This is a genomic window from Streptomyces sp. NBC_00207, assembly GCF_045160965.1.
Taxonomy (GTDB): domain Bacteria; phylum Actinomycetota; class Actinomycetes; order Streptomycetales; family Streptomycetaceae; genus Streptomyces.
The window spans coordinates 5790618-5808225 of sequence record NZ_CP130715.1 but is presented as its reverse complement, the minus strand read 5'-3'; the positions used below and the strand labels follow the sequence as shown (position 1 = coordinate 5808225).

At 72.2% G+C, this 17608-nt stretch carries 21 protein-coding genes; 13 read left to right on the top strand and 8 right to left on the bottom strand.

What is annotated here, in order from left to right:
* The first annotated feature begins 65 nt into the window (after nucleotides 1–65).
* From OG472_RS27605 to OG472_RS27595, 3 genes are all read left to right on the top strand, one after another.
* On the top strand, nucleotides 66–761 hold the full coding sequence (locus OG472_RS27605; RefSeq protein WP_362852089.1) for a SigE family RNA polymerase sigma factor: 696 nt from the start codon (nucleotides 66–68) through the stop codon (nucleotides 759–761).
* Nucleotides 762–1005: 244 nt separating this feature from the next.
* On the top strand, nucleotides 1006–1449 hold the full coding sequence (locus tag OG472_RS27600; RefSeq protein WP_405942175.1) for an SRPBCC family protein: 444 nt from the start codon (nucleotides 1006–1008) through the stop codon (nucleotides 1447–1449).
* 5 nt (nucleotides 1450–1454) lie between these two features.
* Nucleotides 1455–1880, top strand: coding sequence for a MarR family winged helix-turn-helix transcriptional regulator (locus OG472_RS27595; protein ID WP_401607111.1), 426 nt, complete (start codon nucleotides 1455–1457; stop codon nucleotides 1878–1880).
* Nucleotides 1881–1887: 7 nt separating this feature from the next.
* Here the strand turns inward: OG472_RS27595 and OG472_RS27590 are convergent, their stop codons facing one another.
* On the bottom strand, nucleotides 1888–2589 hold the full coding sequence (locus OG472_RS27590; RefSeq protein ID WP_401607855.1) for a uridine kinase: 702 nt from the start codon (nucleotides 2587–2589) through the stop codon (nucleotides 1888–1890).
* A gap of 54 nt (nucleotides 2590–2643) precedes the next feature.
* On the opposite strand from OG472_RS27590, the gene OG472_RS27585 reads away from it, so the two are divergent.
* Nucleotides 2644–2994 (top strand): hypothetical protein, encoded by a 351-nt coding sequence (locus OG472_RS27585; protein WP_401607112.1) that lies wholly within the window; start codon nucleotides 2644–2646, stop codon nucleotides 2992–2994.
* Between the two features lie 76 nt (nucleotides 2995–3070).
* Here the strand turns inward: OG472_RS27585 and OG472_RS27580 are convergent, their stop codons facing one another.
* From OG472_RS27580 to deoC, 3 genes are read right to left on the bottom strand one after another with little or no spacing between them, the layout of a single operon-like run.
* On the bottom strand, nucleotides 3071–3964 hold the full coding sequence (locus OG472_RS27580; RefSeq protein WP_383565407.1) for an aldehyde dehydrogenase family protein: 894 nt from the start codon (nucleotides 3962–3964) through the stop codon (nucleotides 3071–3073).
* Complete coding sequence (locus tag OG472_RS27575) at nucleotides 3957–5393, bottom strand: aldehyde dehydrogenase family protein (protein WP_361757711.1); 1437 nt, start codon at nucleotides 5391–5393, stop codon at nucleotides 3957–3959. The genes OG472_RS27580 and OG472_RS27575 overlap by 8 nt, the downstream gene beginning before the upstream one ends.
* Nucleotides 5394–5398: 5 nt before the next feature.
* The gene (gene deoC / locus OG472_RS27570; RefSeq protein ID WP_401607857.1) at nucleotides 5399–6361 is read right to left on the bottom strand and encodes a deoxyribose-phosphate aldolase; all 963 of its coding nucleotides are present in this window, start codon (nucleotides 6359–6361) and stop codon (nucleotides 5399–5401) included.
* A gap of 243 nt (nucleotides 6362–6604) precedes the next feature.
* Here deoC and OG472_RS27565 point away from each other — a divergent pair, with 243 nt between their 5' ends.
* The 6 genes from OG472_RS27565 (at nucleotide 6605) to OG472_RS27540 (ending at nucleotide 11210) form a co-directional block, all read left to right on the top strand.
* Nucleotides 6605–7585 carry a hypothetical protein gene (locus OG472_RS27565; RefSeq protein ID WP_405942174.1) on the top strand — a complete coding sequence of 327 codons (981 nt, stop codon included), beginning with the start codon at nucleotides 6605–6607 and terminating at the stop codon, nucleotides 7583–7585.
* A 352-nt stretch (nucleotides 7586–7937) separates the two neighbouring features.
* Complete coding sequence (locus tag OG472_RS27560; RefSeq protein ID WP_405831727.1) at nucleotides 7938–8906, top strand: hypothetical protein; 969 nt, start codon at nucleotides 7938–7940, stop codon at nucleotides 8904–8906.
* Between the two features lie 84 nt (nucleotides 8907–8990).
* Nucleotides 8991–9614 carry a class F sortase gene (locus OG472_RS27555; RefSeq protein WP_405942173.1) on the top strand — a complete coding sequence of 208 codons (624 nt, stop codon included), beginning with the start codon at nucleotides 8991–8993 and terminating at the stop codon, nucleotides 9612–9614.
* 36 nt (nucleotides 9615–9650) lie between these two features.
* The gene (locus OG472_RS27550; protein ID WP_405831725.1) at nucleotides 9651–10289 is read left to right on the top strand and encodes a PH domain-containing protein; all 639 of its coding nucleotides are present in this window, start codon (nucleotides 9651–9653) and stop codon (nucleotides 10287–10289) included.
* 85 nt (nucleotides 10290–10374) lie between these two features.
* On the top strand, nucleotides 10375–10953 hold the full coding sequence (locus OG472_RS27545; RefSeq protein ID WP_401607124.1) for a VanZ family protein: 579 nt from the start codon (nucleotides 10375–10377) through the stop codon (nucleotides 10951–10953).
* A gap of 56 nt (nucleotides 10954–11009) precedes the next feature.
* The gene (locus OG472_RS27540) at nucleotides 11010–11210 is read left to right on the top strand and encodes a PspC domain-containing protein (protein WP_401607126.1); all 201 of its coding nucleotides are present in this window, start codon (nucleotides 11010–11012) and stop codon (nucleotides 11208–11210) included.
* A 40-nt stretch (nucleotides 11211–11250) separates the two neighbouring features.
* Here OG472_RS27540 and OG472_RS27535 read toward each other — a convergent pair whose 3' ends face one another.
* The 3 genes from OG472_RS27535 to OG472_RS27525 form a co-directional block, all read right to left on the bottom strand.
* The gene (locus tag OG472_RS27535) at nucleotides 11251–12006 is read right to left on the bottom strand and encodes a hypothetical protein (RefSeq protein ID WP_405831723.1); all 756 of its coding nucleotides are present in this window, start codon (nucleotides 12004–12006) and stop codon (nucleotides 11251–11253) included.
* A gap of 134 nt (nucleotides 12007–12140) precedes the next feature.
* A complete protein-coding gene (locus tag OG472_RS27530) occupies nucleotides 12141–12404 on the bottom strand; it encodes a hypothetical protein (protein ID WP_401607130.1) in 264 nt (87 codons plus the stop codon).
* Between the two features lie 139 nt (nucleotides 12405–12543).
* Nucleotides 12544–13692, bottom strand: a complete 1149-nt coding sequence (locus OG472_RS27525; protein ID WP_361757735.1) for an adenosine deaminase — start codon at nucleotides 13690–13692, stop codon at nucleotides 12544–12546.
* 114 nt (nucleotides 13693–13806) lie between these two features.
* On the opposite strand from OG472_RS27525, the gene OG472_RS27520 reads away from it, so the two are divergent.
* From OG472_RS27520 to OG472_RS27510, 3 genes are all read left to right on the top strand, one after another.
* Nucleotides 13807–14541 carry an alpha/beta hydrolase gene (locus OG472_RS27520; protein WP_401607134.1) on the top strand — a complete coding sequence of 245 codons (735 nt, stop codon included), beginning with the start codon at nucleotides 13807–13809 and terminating at the stop codon, nucleotides 14539–14541.
* 98 nt (nucleotides 14542–14639) lie between these two features.
* Nucleotides 14640–15008 carry a cupin domain-containing protein gene (locus OG472_RS27515; protein ID WP_405943214.1) on the top strand — a complete coding sequence of 123 codons (369 nt, stop codon included), beginning with the start codon at nucleotides 14640–14642 and terminating at the stop codon, nucleotides 15006–15008.
* Nucleotides 15009–15451: 443 nt separating this feature from the next.
* Nucleotides 15452–16549, top strand: a complete 1098-nt coding sequence (locus OG472_RS27510) for a LuxR C-terminal-related transcriptional regulator (RefSeq protein ID WP_401607139.1) — start codon at nucleotides 15452–15454, stop codon at nucleotides 16547–16549.
* Here the strand turns inward: OG472_RS27510 and OG472_RS27505 are convergent.
* Entirely contained in the window at nucleotides 16546–17592 is a 1047-nt protein-coding gene (locus tag OG472_RS27505) for a hypothetical protein (protein ID WP_405831720.1), read from the bottom strand. The genes OG472_RS27510 and OG472_RS27505 overlap by 4 nt on opposite strands.
* Between the last annotated feature and the right edge of the window lie 16 nt (nucleotides 17593–17608).

Below are 17608 nucleotides of genomic sequence, written 5' to 3'. Positions count from 1 at the left end.
CGGGGCAGTCTTCTATCAACGCACAACGGACCGAAGCAGAGACACTCCACGACGGGGGGCGCGAGATGAACACGCTGCACAGCACCAACACCAGCGCGGTTGTCACGCGGCTGCACGATGTGAACCGCCGGGCGGGTGTCCGTACGGTGGCGGTCGCCCGTCCCCGGCCGGCCCACGTCGTAGCCATTGACGCAAACCAGTACCAGGCGGTTCCCGCCCAGCAGACCCCGTCCTCCACGTCGGAGGCCGAGTTCACGGCGTACGTCCAGGAGCGGCGGGCCGCGCTCTACGCGACGGCCTTCCACCTCACCGGCGACCGCTACGAGGCCGAGGACCTGCTGCAGAGCGCGCTGTTCTCCACGTACCGCGCCTGGGACCGGATCAGCGACAAGGCGGCCGTCGGCGGCTACCTGCGCCGCACGATGACCAACCTGCACATCAGCGCGTGGCGTCGGCGCAAGCTGAACGAGTACCCGACCGAGGAGCTGCCGGAGACGGCCTCCGACACGGACGCGATGCGCGGTACGGAGCTGCGCGCGGTGCTGTGGCAGGCGCTGACCCGGATCCCGGAGCCGCAGCGCACGATGCTGGTGCTGCGCTACTACGAGGGCCGCACGGACCCGGAGATCGCGGAGATCCTCGGGATCAGCGTCGGCACGGTGAAGTCGAGCATCTGGCGCTCGCTGCGCCGCCTGCGGGAGGACGAGGCGCTGAGCTTCGGCCGCGACGAGGCGGAGTCCTTCGAGGAGCTCGTCGCGTAACGCGGCACAAGAGACCATCGGGCCAGGGGGCCCGTCCTACGGGGGTGGGACGGGGGCCGCGGGGGGAAAAGGCGGGATCAAGCGGCCGGGGGTCCGCCTGATCCCGCCTTTTCACATGTGCGGGGCCGGGCGGTGGGACGGCGATGACGGCGGCGTCACCGCGGCGATCACGGCGGCGATCACGGCGGCGATCACGGCGGCGCCTCCTGGACAGATAGTCTGCGCGCAGATAATCTTTCCGCAGATGTTCCGGATCGAGGAGGCCGTCATGTGGGAGTACGAGCACGACATCGAGACCGACGCCGCACCCGAGGCGATCTGGCGGCTCTGGAGCGACGTGGAGAACTGGGGGGCCTGGAACGGCGGGATCGAGAAGATCGAGCTCCGCGGCCCGTTCGCCGAGGGCGCCGTGATCACGATGACCCCGCCCGGCGACGAACCGGTGGAACTGACCGTCACCGACCTCGGCGAGGGCGAGCACTTCACCGACGAGGCCCGGTTCAGGCCGCTCGTCCTGCGCACCACGCACCGGCTCGTCCCGCTCGGGCAGGGGCGCACCAAGGTGGCGTACCGGATGGAGATCACCGGCGAGGGCGCCGCCGAGGCCGGACCGCAGATCGGTCCCGGCATCACCGCGGACTGGCCCGAGACGATGGCCGCGCTCGTGGCCCTCGCGGCGCGGAGCTGAGCGCCTTGAAGCCCGGCGAGAGCCCCGGGTTCCTGCTCTGGCACGTCACGCTGCGCTGGCAGCGCGACATCGCCACGGCCCTGACCCCGCTCGACCTGACCCACGTGCAGTTCGTCCTGCTCGCCTGCACCTGGTGGCTGAACGGCCAGGGCGAGCGGCCCAACCAGCAGGCCGTCGCCCGCCAGGCGGGCACGGACGTGAAGATGACCTCCCAGGTGCTGCGCACCCTGGAGAAGAAGGGCCTGATCGAACGCGAGGTGGACCCGGCCGACACCCGCGCCAAGCGGCTGCGCGTCACCGGCCCCGGCGCCGAACTGGCCCCCCGTGCGATCGCCGCCGTCGAGGAGGTCGACGCGCGGTTCTTCGGGCCGGTCCCGGTCGAGGACGCGGTGGCCCTGCTCGGCCGCCTGGCCGCGGAAGGCGGGGAGTAGCCGGGGGCTAGGCGTGAGTGGGGGTGTGGCGGCGGCGGCCGGCGGCGGCTGCGGCGAGGCGGCCGAGGGCCTCGTCACGGCCGCACGCGTGCGCGCCCAGCGCGATGTGGCGCGCCACGATGCCCCGCTCCGCCCGCATCAGCCGAAGGCCGCGCCGCAGCAGGAACAGGACCGACTTGCGGCCCTCCCGCAGATCGCGCGCCAGCCGGCGGCGGAAGGTGGTGGAGGGCCGCCCGCGCAGACAGATCGCGTCCGCGAGCAGCCCCAGCTCCTGGCAGCGGGTGACGATGTCCGCCGCGAAGATCCCCTCGGCGATGAACAGCGGCGTACGCGAGATGTCCAGCGCCTCCGCCCCGGTCCGCGAGGACGTCGCGATGTCGTACACCGGAACCTCGGTGCGACCCACCGCACACAGCTCCTCGATCGCCGCCACGGCGGTGTCCGCGTCCCAGGACAGCGGCGAGTCCCAGTCGATGTCCGAACTGCCCTCCACCAGCGGGAGGGTCGGGTCGTCACCCTCCTTGTAGAAGTCGTCCAGGCGCAGCACGGGCAGACCCGACCGGGCCGCCAGCGAGGACTTGCCGGACCCCGAGGGTCCGGTCAGAAGGACGACACGCGTAGGCAAAGGAGAGGAGGAGCTCACAGGACACCAGTGTGAACCATTCCCCCGCGCAGGGGATGCCTCCGGCGACCGGTTGGTATCGAGGATCACACCTCCACTACGCTGCGTGCGCACGCGACTACGACCTCAGGCGGGATCCCCATGGCACGTCACGCAGCCCCGAACGCACCGAACCGGCTCCGCTCCGCGGGCCTCACCCTCTCGATGGCCGGCGCCGCGCTCGCCATGGCCGCGGGGGGTGCTCAGGCCGGTGAGCTCGATGTACCGGCGGCTCTGGCCGGGGTCGCCGACCCGATCGCGAACCTCAAGGTGAACCCGCTCGCCCACACCGGTGTGGACCCGCTGGACAACGGCGTGGCCACCAAGGTCGCGGACTTCCCCGCCGTCGGCACCGGCATGGTCACCGGGGTCCTGACCCAGGGGCCGTCCGTCGGCGAGCTGCCCACCGCGGCGGTCTCCTCGCTGCTGGGGCCGGTCCTCCCGAAGAAGTAGGGGAGCAGGTAGAAGCGGGTACGCGAAGGCCCCGGCAGCGCGGGGGACGCTGCCGGGGCCGGTTCGCGGGGATCTTCTAGTACGAGGATCCGCCCGAGCCCAGCGAGCCCGTCGGGTGCCAGACCGTCTTGGTCTCCAGGAACGCCGTCATGCGCGACGTGCCCGGGTCGGCGTTCCAGTCGTCCACAGGCTGTGGACGCAGGACGCGCTTCAGGTTGTCGGCCGCCGCGATCTCCAGCTCCTTGGCCAGCGCCGCATCGGCTCCGGCCAGGTCGATCGCGTTGACGTCCTGGTGGGACGCCAGGTGCGGGCCCATCTCGGCGGCCTTGCCGGACAGGATGTTGACCACGCCGCCGGGCAGGTCGGAGGTGGCGAGCACCTCGCCCAGGGAGAGGGCCGGCAGCGGGGACTTCTCGGAGGTGATCACGACCGCCGTGTTGCCGGTCGCGATGACCGGGGCGATCACCGAGATCAGGCCCAGGAAGGACGAGTCCTGGGGGGCGATCACGGTCACGACGCCCGTCGGCTCCGGGGTGGAGAGGTTGAAGAACGGGCCCGCGACCGGGTTGGCCCCGCCCACGATCTGGCCGATCTTGTCGGTCCAGCCCGCGTACCAGACCCAGCGGTCGATGGCCGCGTCCACGACGGCGCCGGCCTTCGACTTGGACAGCCCCTCGGCCTCGCCGACCTCGCGGACGAACTGTTCCCGGCGGCCCTCCAGCATCTCGGCGATGCGGTAGAGGATCTGCCCGCGGTTGTACGCGGTCGCGCCCGACCAGCCGCCGAAGGCCTTGCGCGCGGCGACGACCGCGTCACGGGCGTCCTTGCGGGAGGACAGCGGCGCGTTGGCCAGCCAGTTGCCCTTGGAGTCCGTCACCTCGTACACCCGGCCGCTCTCGGAGCGGGGGAACTTGCCCCCGACGTACAGCTTGTAGGTCTTGAAGACGTTCAGACGGGTCGACTCAGACATCGAGGTAGCCCTCCAGGCCGTGGCGGCCGCCCTCGCGGCCGAAGCCCGACTCCTTGTAGCCGCCGAAGGGCGAGGTCGGGTCGAACTTGTTGAACGTGTTGGCCCAGACGACGCCCGCGCGGAGCTTGTTCGCGACCGCGAGGATGCGGCTGCCCTTCTCCGTCCAGATGCCGGCGGACAGGCCGTACTGGCTGTTGTTGGCCTTCGCGACGGCCTCGTCGGGCGTGCGGAAGGTCAGCACGGACAGCACCGGGCCGAAGATCTCGTCACGGGCGACGGTGTGCGCCTGGGTGACGTTCGTGAAGAGCGTCGGGGCGAACCAGTAGCCGGCGGACGGCAGCTCGCACGCCGGGGACCAGCGCTCGGCGCCCTCGGCCTCGCCGGTCTCCGCGAGCGCGGTGATCCGGGCGAGCTGCTCGGCGGAGTTGATCGCGCCGATGTCGGTGTTCTTGTCGAGCGGGTCGCCCAGGCGAAGGGTGCTCAGGCGGCGCTTGAGGCTGTCCAGCAGTTCGTCGTGGATCGACTCCTGGACCAGCAGGCGGGAGCCCGCGCAGCAGACCTGGCCCTGGTTGAAGAAGATGCCGTTGACGATGCCCTCGACGGCCTGGTCGATGGGGGCGTCGTCGAAGACGATGTTGGCGCCCTTGCCGCCCAGCTCCAGGGTGACCTTCTTGTCGGTGCCGGCGACGTGGCGGGCGATTTTCTTGCCCACGGCGGTCGAGCCGGTGAAGGCGACCTTGTTGACGTCCGGGTGCTCGACGAGGGCCGCGCCCGCGTCGCCGTATCCGGTGAGGATGTTGACGACGCCCTTGGGCAGGCCCGCCTGGCGGCAGATGTCCGCGAAGAACAGCGCCGAGAGGGGGGTCGTCTCGGCCGGCTTCAGCACGACCGTGTTGCCGGTGGCGAGCGCCGGGGCGATCTTCCACGCGAGCATCAGGAGCGGGAAGTTCCACGGGATGACCTGGCCGGCCACGCCGAGGGGGCGGGGGTTGGCGCCGTAGCCCGCGTGGTCGAGCTTGTCGGCCCAGCCCGCGTAGTAGAAGAAGTGCGCGGCGACCAGCGGGAGGTCCGCGTCGCGGGTCTCCTTGATCGGCTTGCCGTTGTCCAGGGTCTCCAGGACGGCGAGCTCGCGGCTGCGCTCCTGGATGATCCGGGCGATGCGGAAGAGGTACTTGGCGCGCTCGGAGCCGGGCAGCGCGGACCACTTCTCGAAGGCCTTGCGGGCGGCCTTGACGGCGCGGTCCACGTCGGCGGCGCCGGCCTGCGCGATCTCGGCCAGGACCTCTTCGCTGCTCGGCGAGACGGTCTTGAAGACCTTGCCGTCGGCGGCGTCGGTGAACTCGCCGTCGATGAAGAGCCCGTAGGAGGGGGCGATGTCGACGACCGAGCGGGACTCGGGAGCCGGTGCGTACTCGAATACAGATGCCATGGTGATCAGTCCACCGTCACGTAGTCGGGACCGGAGTAACGGCCGGTGCTCAGCTTCTGGCGCTGCATCAGCAGGTCGTTGAGCAGGCTGGAGGCGCCGAAGCGGAACCAGTGGTTGCTCAGCCAGTCCTCGCCCACGGTCTCGTTGACCAGGACCAGGAACTTGATCGCGTCCTTGGTGGTGCGGATGCCGCCGGCCGGCTTCACGCCGATCTGGATTCCAGTCTGCTCCCGGAAGTCGCGGACGGCTTCGAGCATGAGCAGGGTGTTCGCGGGGGTGGCGTTGACGCCCACCTTGCCGGTCGACGTCTTGATGAAGTCGGCGCCCGCGAGCATGCCGATCCAGGAGGCGCGGCGGATGTTGTCGTAGGTCGACAGCTCGCCGGTCTCGAAGATGACCTTGAGGCGGGCCGCGGTGCCGTCGGGGCGGACGCAGGCCTCCTTGACGGCTTTGATCAGCTCGTACGTGTCGAGGTAGCGGCCGGCGAGGAAGGCGCCACGGTCGATGACCATGTCGATCTCGTCGGCGCCGGCGGCCACGGCGTCGGCCGTGTCCGCGAGCTTGACCGGCAGGGCGGCGCGGCCGGCCGGGAAGGCGGTGGCGACGGAGGCGACCTTGACGTCGGCGCCGTTCAGCGCGGCCTTGGCGGTCGCCACCATGTCGGGGTAGACGCAGACCGCGGCGGTCATGGGCGTCGTACGGTCGGTCGGATCGGGATTGACGGCCTTGGCGGAGAGCGCCCGGACCTTGCCCGGGGTGTCCGCGCCTTCGAGCGTCGTCAGGTCGATCATCGAGATGGCCAGGTCGATGGCGTACGCCTTGGCCGTCGTCTTGATCGAACGGGTGCCGAGGGAGGCCGCGCGGGCCTCCAGGCCGACAGTGTCGACGCCGGGCAGCCCGTGCAGGAAGCGGCGCAGCGCACTGTCGGACGTCGTCACGTCAGCGAATGCGGTGAGGGTGGTGGGCATGGTCACCACATGAGCATATCTACGCGCGTAGCGACCTGTCACCCCCACCCTCCGATTCATTCGGAACCGAGGGCCCCGTTTGCTGTTACGCGGCCATGACAGGAGGCGGATCGTCCACCCGCACAAGATCAATAGTTTTCTCTTCAGCAGCCCGCCACACCTGACCCGGTGAACCAGACCGAACAGACGCAACGCGGCATGCGACTCTCCTCCACCTTCCTCACCCACGCTCCAGGAGTCGTTATGCGTACCGCCCTCCGCACCTCCATCGTCACGGCCGCCCTCGCCGGCGCGCTCCTGGCCCCTGCCGCAGGCACGGCGTTCGCCGCGACCCCCCTCGCTGCCGCGGCCGCGTCGTCCTCCGTGCCCGACCGCTACGCCGGCACGCCCGTCTCCATCGGTGAGGGCGTGGTGGCGGTGCTGCGCAACAAGTCGGAGGGTCCCGAGGCCTGGATCCGCTCGGTACCGGCGGACTGGAAGCCGGGCGACGCCTACATCGGCCGCGTCCTCGCCACGCTGGACCACGAGCACCCCACGGCCTCGGCCGAGGGCCTGCAGCTCGCACTCACCGAGGAGGACGTCCACCACCCCGTCCTCTCCGTGACCAAGGACGGCAAGACCAGCTCCTACCCGCTGCCGAAGGGCCAGGGTCCGGAGTGCGTGAGCAAGCCCGTGTCGCAGCCCATCGGGGCGGGTGCAGAGGCACAGCTCATGATGACCCCGAACGGTCCGGTCGCCCAGCTGGACTTCGACGAGGAGGGTCCCGGAGGACACACGAGCCTGAACCGCTCCACGCCCTCCCTGCCGGAAGGCGCCGGCATCGTCGCCCGCATCCTGAACGCGAGCTCCGCCGAGCCGGTCTTCGAGTGGAAGACCCAGGGGGGCAACACGCTGTACGGGCACGCCTCGTTCCCGAAGCTGCCCAAGGGCTGCACGTTCGACTACACCTTCCAGAAGCCGACCGAGAAGCCCCAGCCGGACACCAAGCCCGAGCCGAAGCCCAGCCCGAGCGCCTCCACCGGCCACAGCACCCCGACGGCCCCCAAGCCGCAGACGGCCGGCCAGACCTCCGTCGTGCCCAAGGGCGGCGTCGCCGCGGGTGCCGAGATCCCGGCCGACACCGCCGACCGCACCGCCTACGCCGCCGGGGCCGGCCTCGTCGCCGCCCTCGGAGCGCTCGGGGCCGGCCTGCTGCTGCGCCGCCGCTCCCGCACCCAGGGCTGATCCGGCCCCGGCCACACCCCTCCCGGGGCGGGCACACCCCTCTCGCCCCGGTCACACCTTCTCGCCCCGGCGGGCCACCATGCGGTGGCCCGCCGGGGCTTTTTTCGTGCGTGTACGGATCCCGGCCGGAGGCGGCCCGTTTTCGGGGGATCCACGATGGAATGGACAGCTCCATTCCGACACGCATTCGTCCGTTACACGGCCATGACAGGAGGCGGATCGTCCACCCGCACAAGATCCATAGATTTGTCTTCAGCAGCCCGCCACACCTGACCCGGTGAACCAGACCGAACAGACGCAACGCGGCATGCGACTCTCCTCCACTCTCCTCACCCACGCCTCAGGAGTCGTTATGCGTACCGCCCTCCGCACCTCGATAGTCACCGTCGCCCTCGCCGGCGCGATGCTCGTCCCGGCTGCCGGCGCCGCGTTCGCCGCGCCCGCCACGGCCCCGCAGTCGGCCGCGGCCTCGGACAACAGCCGCTACGAGGGCAAGCCCGTCTACATCGGGGAGGGCCTGGTCGCGGTGCTGCGCAACAAGTCGGAGGGTCCCGAGGCGTGGATCCGCGAGGTCGGCCCCGACTGGAAGCCCGGCGACACCTACATGGTCCACGTCGTGACGAAGCTGGACCGGACCCAGCCCCACGACAAGGCCAAGGGCCTGGACCTCGAACTCACCAAGGCCGCGAGCGCCAAGCCCGTGCTCGTCGTCACCGCCGCGGACGGGACCGCCAAGTCCTACCCGCTGCCCGCGGGCGAGGCCAGCACGGACTGCCGGGTCGGTCCGGTGGGTCAGGACATCGGCGCGGGCATGTCCGCCGAGCTGTACGTCTCCGAGCTGGGCCCGAAGGTGGTCCTCCTGGAGGCGGGCGACGGCGGCCGCGGCTTCGGCCAGCTGGACCGCACCCACCCCTCGCTGCCCGAGTCCGCGGGCATCATCGCCCGGATCGTGAACCCGAGCGGCGCCAAGCCCGTCTTCGAGTGGAAGACGCAGGGCGGCAACGACACGGTCGGCCGGGTCGCGTTCCCCGCGTTCCCCAAGGGCTGCAAGCCGAGCTACAAGTTCACCGACGACAAGCCGGTGACGAAGCCCACCACCCCCGCCCCCACCTCCACCCCCGCTCCGGTGAAGCCGCAGACCGCGGGCCAGACGTCGGTGGTCCCGAAGGGCCCGGTCGCCGCGGGCGCCGAGCTCCCGGTCGAGACCGCCGCGGACACCGCCGACACCGCCACCATGACGGCCGGCGCCGCCCTGATCGCCGCCTTCGGCGCCCTGGCCGCCAGCGTGGTCCTGCGCCGCCGCCGCGCCAGCCAGGGCTGACGCCCCTTCGTCCGCTTCCTGTCCTGCCCTCCTCCGGCGGGCCACCGACCCGGTGGCCCGCCGAAAGCCGTCCCGGAGTCCTCCATGGCCCACCGCGTCCGCCCGCTGCTCGCCGCCGTCCTCCTCGCCGCCGCCCTGACCGGCTGCGGCGCGGCCACCGCCGGCGCACCCGCGCCCGGGGCGACCGCCCCCTCCGCCGCCCCGCCCTCGGTCACGCCCACCACCGCCCCCGCGGCCCCCGTGGCGGCCGCCCCGATGGCCGCCTCCGAGCCCGTGCGCGTACGGATCCCCGCGGCCGGCGTGGACGCCTCCCCGCTGCTGCGGCTGGGGCTGGCCGCCGACGGCACCGTGGAGGTGCCCTCCGTGCCCGACGGGGACAAGATCGGCTGGTACACCAAGGGCGTCACGCCCGGCGAGACCGGTCCAGCCGTGCTGATCGGCCACTTCGACACCGCGCGCGGCCCGGCCGTGCTGAAGGACGTCGCGCGCGTGCGCGTCGGCGAGGAGATCACGGTCTCGCGGGCGGACGGGAGCACGGCCGTCTTCCGCGTCCGCGAGCTGGAGCAGGTGGACAAGAAGAAGTTCCCGACCGCCAAGGTGTACGGGGACACCGCGCGCCCCGAGCTGCGCATCATCACCTGCGGCGGCGAGATCACCGACGGCCACCGGCCCGACAACATCATCCTGTACGCCGATCTCGTCGGCTGATCCGACCAGGCGGCGCCGTGGGGCAGAATCGACCCCATGAGCAGCCAGCAGCAGCCGACCGATGAGCCGGTCCACGACGACCGGGTCTACCGCTCCACCATGGGCGTCGTCTCGGGGGTAGTGCTGCTCGCGCTGACCGCATGGCTCTGCGCCGACGCCGTGCTGCGCGGCTCGGGGAACACTCCCTGGATCGCGGTGGCGGTGGCGCTGTGCGCCGTACCGCTGATCGTGGCGTTCACGATCCGCCCGGCGGTCTTCGCCAACGACGACCGGATGCGCGTGCGCAACCCCTTCCGGATCATCGAGCTGCCCTGGGCGGCCGTGGACGCGGTGCGCTCCGGTTACTCGGCGGAGGTGCTGGCCGAGGGGTCGAAGTACCAGCTGTGGTCCGTGCCCGTCTCGCTGCGCGAGCGGAAGAAGGCGAACCGGCAGCGGCTGCGCCACGAGGGGCTGCAGGACCGGGAGCAGCGGAGCCCCGGCGAGCGGCCCCGGATGCCGGCCGAGCCGATGCGGGCGAGCGCGGACCGGATCGTGGACGAGCTGCAGCGGATGGCCGAACGCGGCGCCGAGCGGGCCGGTGCCCAGGGCAGCGTGCGCGTCCACTGGTCGTACGAGATCATCGCGCCCGCCGTGGTCGGCGCGCTGGCGCTGATCGTCCTCATCGCCGTCCGCTGACCTGCACCGAGCGGCCCCGGGTGCTCCCGGCCACACCCCCCGTCAGGGCGGAACCGGGGCTACCGGGTGGTGCGTCCTCGCAGGTGTGCAGCGTCTTGAGGCCGGCGGCAGCGCCGCCACCGCCACCGCGATCCATCTTCGGCTCCGACTCCTCGCCGGGGTCCTGCTCGTCGCCCATCTCCTGGTCGTCGGCTGGCTGACCCTTCGGCCGCTCGATGTGCCCTGGGCCGCGGCCGCCAATCTGACCCCCCTGGAGGGGATCCGGACGGACCTCTCCTACGGGCCGCTGGAGGCGGCCCGGCGGATCGGCGAGGGCCTGGCCCTGCTGGCCCCGCTCGGGGTGCTGCTGCCGCTGGTCAACGGACGGCTCGCGCTGTCGACGCTGTCCGCGTGGTCTTCCCTGGCCCGGACCGCCGCCGCGGGCGCGCTGGTCTCGCTGAGCATCGAGATGCTCCAGACCGCCGTCCCGGGCCAGGTCGTCGACGTGGATTCGGTGCTGCTGAACACCGTCGGTGTGCTGCTCGCGCACGTGGCCGTCGTACCGGCGCTGCGGGCCCGGCTGCGGCGTTCACACACCGCTTATCAGGGGAACACCCCGAAGATTTCCAGGGTCGGGCTCGGCCCCTGGACCGACGTTCTGTCAGCGGTCCAGCGGGAGTATTGAGTCATCGCGAGGCCGTGATGGTCTTCAAAACCGCGATCCCGACGAAGGAGAACCCCATGAGCGCCCTTGTCCGCCCCCGTGACGGCCGCTGGATCGGTGGAGTGTGCGCCGGACTGGCCAGGCGTTTCGGAATTTCCGCGAACACGATGCGCGTCATTTTCGCCGTCTCGTGCCTGCTGCCCGGCCCGCAGTTCCTGATCTACATCGCGCTGTGGGTGCTGCTGCCGAACGAGAAGTCCGCCTCCACCGCCTGGTGAGCGGCGGCCGCGATCGGCGGCGGCCGGGCCGGTCGGCGGGTCAGCCGGCCTTCCGGACCTTCTCCAGCTGCTTGTCGGCCACTTCCTGCGGCACCTGGGCCTTCTTCTCGGCCGCCGCCACGTTGAGGGCCATCAGCCGCACGACGGTGTCGCCCTCGCGTGCGACGACCAGGTGGACCGGCGCCGAGACGCCCTGGGCGGCCGCGGTCGTGGTCCAGCTGACGGTCTCGTCGCCGCTCGTGCGGTAGGCGGCGGCCCGCACCTCGCGGTAGCTGCCGGTCTGCTTCTCCACGGTGGCGGAGAAGCCCGTACCGCAGGCGGCCACGGCGGCCTTGAGCCGGGCGATCAGCGCCTTGGCGTCGCTCTCGGCGTAGGAGCTGACGGAGGCGGACACGGCGAGCCCGACCTGCTTCTGGGAGCCGATGCCGCGGTTGACGGTCTGGCGCGCGGCCGGGTCCGGCTTGTCTCCCATGATGTCGGCCAGCGGCTGGCAGGCCTTGCGGTCGGCCTGCGGCTGTCCGTCCGGGGCGTTCGGGTTCTTGCCCTGGGCGGAGATCTGGTAGCCGGGGAGGTCGCCCTGTTCCAGCGCGGAGCGGTCCAGCCTGGTGCCGCCGGTCTTCGGCGGGGCGGATGCCGGTGAGCCCGCCGCGCCGGCGGACGGCGCCGGGGCGCCGGGTGCGCCGGAGGACCCCTTGGGGTCCGGGTCCTTGCCCGTGGCGGGGGTGCCGCTGCTGCAGCCCACCGCCGCGATGAGCAGGGCGGGAACCAGCGCGACCATCGTCGCTCGTGCCTTCATGCGCATGACCAAGGACCTCATACCGCTTACGTCGGCGGGCAGTTGGTGGCGATCGTGGCACACGGCACAACGCGGCGCCCACCTGCTCGTTCTGGTGTGCGCCGCGCGTGCACGCGTGCGAATCCAGCTACGAATCAGCCACCGAGGTTGCTGGTCGGCAGACCGCCGAGCAGACCGGTGACCGGGGCGAGCGCGGCGGCCGGGTCGCTCGACTGCTGTCCCTCCCCGGGCTTCACCTGCTGCTGGCTGGTGAGCCCCTGGGCGGCGCCGGTGACGGTGCCCGCCAGTTCGGTGAGGCCGACTGCGGGAACGGCGGCGGAAGCGGTACCGGCGGCGACGGCGGCGAGGGCGGCACCGAGAGCGGCGACACCGAGGGTCTTGGCAGCTGACTGCTTCATGAAAGGTATTCCTTGCGACGGGGAATTGAGCGGCTCCGCAAACTAGTCACTTCAAACCCTCGCCCGCAAACATCATTAAATACGAGAAAGCGCCCGGGAATTGCCCCTCCCGGGCGCTTTCAGTACGTCATGCCGTGGCCTAGGCCGAGACAGAACCGCTGGTGGAAGCGGTCTGCTGGAACAGCCACTCCGACTTCAGCTCCGCATAACCGGGCTTGATGACCTCGTTGATCATGGCCAGTCGTTCATCGAAAGGAATGAACGCGGACTTCATCGCATTGACGGTGAACCACTGCATGTCGTCCAGCGTGTAGCCGAAGGTGTCCACCAGGTGCTCGAACTCGCGGCTCATGCTGGTGCCGCTCATCAGCCGGTTGTCGGTGTTGACCGTGAGCCTGAAGTGCAGCTTCCGCAGCAGGCCGATCGGGTGCTCGGCGTACGAGGCGGCCGCGGCCGTCTGCAGGTTCGAGGTCGGGCACATCTCCAGGGGGATGCGCTTGTCCCGGACGTACGAGGCCAGGCGGCCCAGCTTCACGGAACCGTCCTCGGCGACCTCGATGTCGTCGATGATCTTCACGCCGTGACCGAGGCGGTCGGCGCCGCACCACTGCAGGGCCTGCCAGATCGACGGCAGGCCGAAGGCCTCGCCCGCGTGGATGGTGAAGTGGTTGTTCTCGCGCTTGAGGTACTCGAAGGCGTCGAGGTGGCGGGTGGGAGGGAAACCGGCCTCGGCGCCGGCGATGTCGAAGCCGACCACGCCGTTGTCGCGGTAGCGGTTCGCCAGCTCGGCGATCTCCAGCGCACGGGCCGCGTGGCGCATCGCGGTCAGCAGGGCGCCGATGCGGATGCGGTGGCCGTTGGCCTTCGCGCGGCGCTCGCCCTCGCGGAAGCCGTCGTTCACGGCCTCGACGACCTCTTCGAGGGTCAGGCCGGCTTCCAGGTGCTGTTCGGGGGCGTAGCGGATCTCGGCGTACACGACGCCGTCCTCGGCCAGGTCCTCGGCGCACTCGGCGGCGACCCGGAAGAGGGCCGCCTTCGTCTGCATGACCGCGCAGGTGTGCGCGAAGGTCTCGAGGTAGCGCGGGAGGGAGCCGGAGTCGGCGGCTTCACGGAACCAGATGCCGAGCTTGTCGGCGTCGGTCTCGGGGAGGTTCTCGTAGCCGACCTCGCGGGCCAGCTCGATGATCGTCCCGGGGCGCAGCCCACCGTCGAGGTGATCGTGCAGCAGCACCTTCGGGGAGCGGCGGATCTGATCCGGGGTCGGCAGGTTGGGGGTCTCGCTCGTCATCTGCGCACTCTAACTCCTACGCGCGTAGAGCGGGGTGTCCGCGACGGGCGTCGATATGTAACAGAGACCGCGCGGACGGATGGCGTACACCTCGGTGTCTGAGACTGTTCCGCCATGGCACAGCATGCGCCGCCGGCGCGCGGGGCCCGCCTGGGGCGGGCGGCCGGCGCGAGAACCGGCTCGGGTTCGACGGAAAGCCCGGTCAACGGGGTGGTGCTCCTGCTTCCCGGAGCGTCCAGATTCTCCCCCGGTCCGGTACGTCCGCTCGCGCGGGCGCTGGCCCGGGCGGGCGGGGCGGAGGGGCTGGTCACGCACGCCGTCATCCACGGCGGGGAGTCCTCGCGGGAGGAACAGGCCGGGTGGGCGGCGGACGAGGTGGTGCGGCGGTACGGGGACGTGCCGGTGTGCCTGGCCGGCTACGACGCGGGGGGCCTGGCCGCGCTGCGCGCCGCAGGACACGGGGCCGTCAACTCTGTACTGGCGATGGCCCCTTGTTTGGGCGAGGCCGCCGCCGCCGACTCCCCTGAACCGGTGAAACAGCTGTCGGGGCGGCAGGTGTTGATCGTTCACGGCACCAACGACGCGCGCAGCGACCCGGAGGCCTCCTTCCGGCTGGCGGCGCGGGCGAAGAAGGCGAATCGTTCGACCTGCCGCTTCGAGGTGCATTCGGACGGCCACGGGCTGCGCGAGCACCAGGCCGAAGTGGTGGCGCTGGCCGTGGACTTCGTACTCGGCGCGGTGTTCTCGGGGCGGTACTCGCGGCCGGTGACGGACGCCCTGGCCGCGCCGCCGCCCCTGGGTCTGCGGATGCCGCTCGCCTCCGGCTTCGGCAGGTCGCTGCGCAGGTGAGGGCGGGGCGTCCCGCGCGCCCGGAGCCCGCCCGGAGAGCGGGCTCGCGCGTAGAGTGAAATACAAGGACTCGGGCTTCTGCGACGGAGGCGATGACCATGGCCGGCCTGGTGTCCAAGAGCTTCGACAAGGCGGACGAGACCCGGCCGTTCGAGGACGGCAAGGGTCGGCTGGACCTGGTGGAGACGGACGGCGGCCTGGTCGGGCGCGCCGTCTTCGAGCCGGGCTGGAAGTGGTCCGAGCACGTCAAGCCGCTGGCCGGTACGGACAGCTGCCTGGCCGACCACACCGGGTACGTCGTGAAGGGCCGCATGCAGATCGTCATGGACGACGGCGCCGAGATCGAGGTCGCGGCGGGCGACTACGTCCGGATCCCGCCCGGGCACGACGCCTGGGTCGTGGGCGACGAACAGTGCGTCGTCCTGGACTGGACCGGCTACGGGACCTTCGCGCAGCCTTCCGGCTGAGGCCCCCCGCAGACCCGCCGGCGACCCCTGCCCGAGCAGACCGCGGCCCGGTCGAGAGTGCGGGCCGGTGAGCCCGCCGACGGCCCGGGGGCACCTCCCAGCGGTAGCCGGGGGGACAGGTGACGGTGGTCGCGCCAGTCCGTCCGTACCCGCCGTTCCGTCCCCTCACGGTCGGATGGCACCGATGGACCCGGCGCGACCACCACGGTGTGCCCGCCCGCACGGCGGGCCGCCGCCACCACGGCTGGTCGCGGGCTCAGCAGGACGGCCAGGGCCCCCGCCCCTCACCCGGCGTCCGCTGCCGCATACCGCGCTCCCCCTCACGCCGTGCATCCACTGTGCCGGTTCGGCATGTGCCGATCGCGCCAGGCCAGGCGTCGTCTTGCCGCCTTGCGGGAACACGAGGGGTTTACAGACAGGCACAGAACGGGACGAATTGGAATATGCCCGCAGAGGAGACCGGAGCAGGCGGAGCGCCCGGAGGGACCGGAGCCGCCGGGGAGCTGAGTCCCGCGGCCCGGCGCCTGTACGCGTACGCCGTCGAGCGGCACGCCTTCGACGCGGCCGAGGCCACCGGGGCGCTGGGCGTGCGCGCCGCCGCCGCGATCACCGAGCTGGCCGCCGCGCACCTGCTCCAGCGGGCGCCGGGCGGCGGGCCGGACCGGTGGAGCGCGGTCGCGCCCCGGGCCGCGGCGGCCCGGGCGCTGGCCCCGCTGGCCCTGCTCGTACGGGAGACCCACGACGAGATGGACCGGCTGCGGGGGCGGCTGGAGACGCTGGTGCCGGCGTACGAGGCGGGGACCGCGCACCGGGACCTGAGCGGGTCGGGCCGCTTGGAGCTGGTCACGGACCTCGGCGCGGTACGGGGGCTGATCGCGGAGCTGGTGGCTTCGTGCGAGCAGGAGCTGCTGACCTCGCAGCCCGGCGGCGGGCGGCCGCTGGAGACGCTGGAGGAGTCGATCGGGCGGGACGAGTCGCTGCTGGTGCGCGGGGTCCGGATGCGGACGATCTACCAGCACACGGCGCGGTACTCGCGGCCGACGGCGGCGTACGTCGAGCGGGTGACGGCCCTGGGCGCGCAGGTACGGACGCTGGGCGACGGGTTGATGCGGATGCTGGTCTTCGACGGGCGCACCGGGCTGATGGCGGTGCCGGACCGGACCGGGGCGGCCCTGGTGGTGCGGGAGCCGAGCGTCGTGCACTTCATGACGGCGGCGTTCGAACGGTCCTGGCTGGGGGCGGAGCCGTTCCCGACCTCGGTGAGCCCGGAGGCGGCGCGGTCGATCTCGGACGAGCTGCGGCAGACGATCGTGCGGCTGCTGTCGGAGGGGCTGGAGGACAAGGTGATCGCGCGCCGCCTCGGCATGTCGGAGCGGACGTGCCAGCGGCACATCGCGGAGATCATGCGGGCGGTGGGCGCGAAGTCCCGTTTCCAGGCGGGATACCTGCTCTCCGCGACGCCGGCGCCGACCCCCGCCCCGGCGCCGACCCCGGCCCCGGCCCCGGCGGCTGCGGAGGACGCCGCCCCGGACAGGGCCTAGTACGGCCTGCCGTACCGCTCGTAGTACGCGCGCAGCGCCGGGCGGCGGATGGCGGGCAACCGGACCAGGGTGTGCGAGAAGGCTCTGGAGTGGGGCAGGAAGGGCCGCCAGGGGCGCAGCGGCAGGCAGTAGTCGTCGCGCAGGACCCCTTCCGGCAGCCTGCCGGACGCCGGCAGCGGAGAGGTCTCCGCGGGGAGGACGAGGTGGGCCCAGACCCCGATGTCCAGCGGGACGACGGCCGCCGTGCCGTGCGGGGGCCGCCACGGCTCCCCGGTGACCGGATGGCGGGGGACGAGGAGGATGTCGTCGCCGGGCCGGGGCGCGGGCACCCCCGGCCCGGCGAGGCCCGCGGTGAGGGCCGGGGGCCCGGCGGGGAGGTAGCCGGCGACCGCGTCGCCGAGCAGCTCGGCGAGGGGGCCGGGCAGCGCCACCGCACGGGCGTCGCAGGCCACCACCAGGCGCGCGAGCGCCACCGGGACCGCGGCCTCCCAGCGGCGGCTCCAGGACCCGTCGGGTTCGACGGGCGGGACGGCGTACGACGTCAGGTCCAGCTCGTCCCAGTCGGGAATCGGGACGGCGGGCATGCCGGAGGGGAGGCGGCGGACCGCGTCGGGCTCCAGCCACACCGTCTGCCACAGCCCGCAGTCGTCCATCCGCGTCGCGACCGCGCGGCCGCACCGCTCGCACGCCAGGTTGGGGCCGTCACGGCCGTCGATGCCCCTGCAGTAGCCCGCGCACTTCTCGGGGATCAAGGCCATGCCGCGGGAGTCGCCGGGCGCGATGACGATCCTGCCCCGCGCCCCGAAGGACACGGAGTACACCGGCGCGTGGACCCCCTGCCGGGCCGCCGGCTCCTCCCCCACCTCGCCCCACACCCTCCAGGGCGCTCCGCTGGGCAGGGGGTCCACGGCGTACGTCGACGGCTCCATCAGTGGGGGGTGCAACTCCTCCCACGCCCCGAAGTGGGTGTGGTCGGGGAGGGCGACCCGGGAGACCGGGGCCGTCAGTTCCGCACCGCACCCGGCGCACGCGAACACGTCCAACCGACAGCCCCCTCGT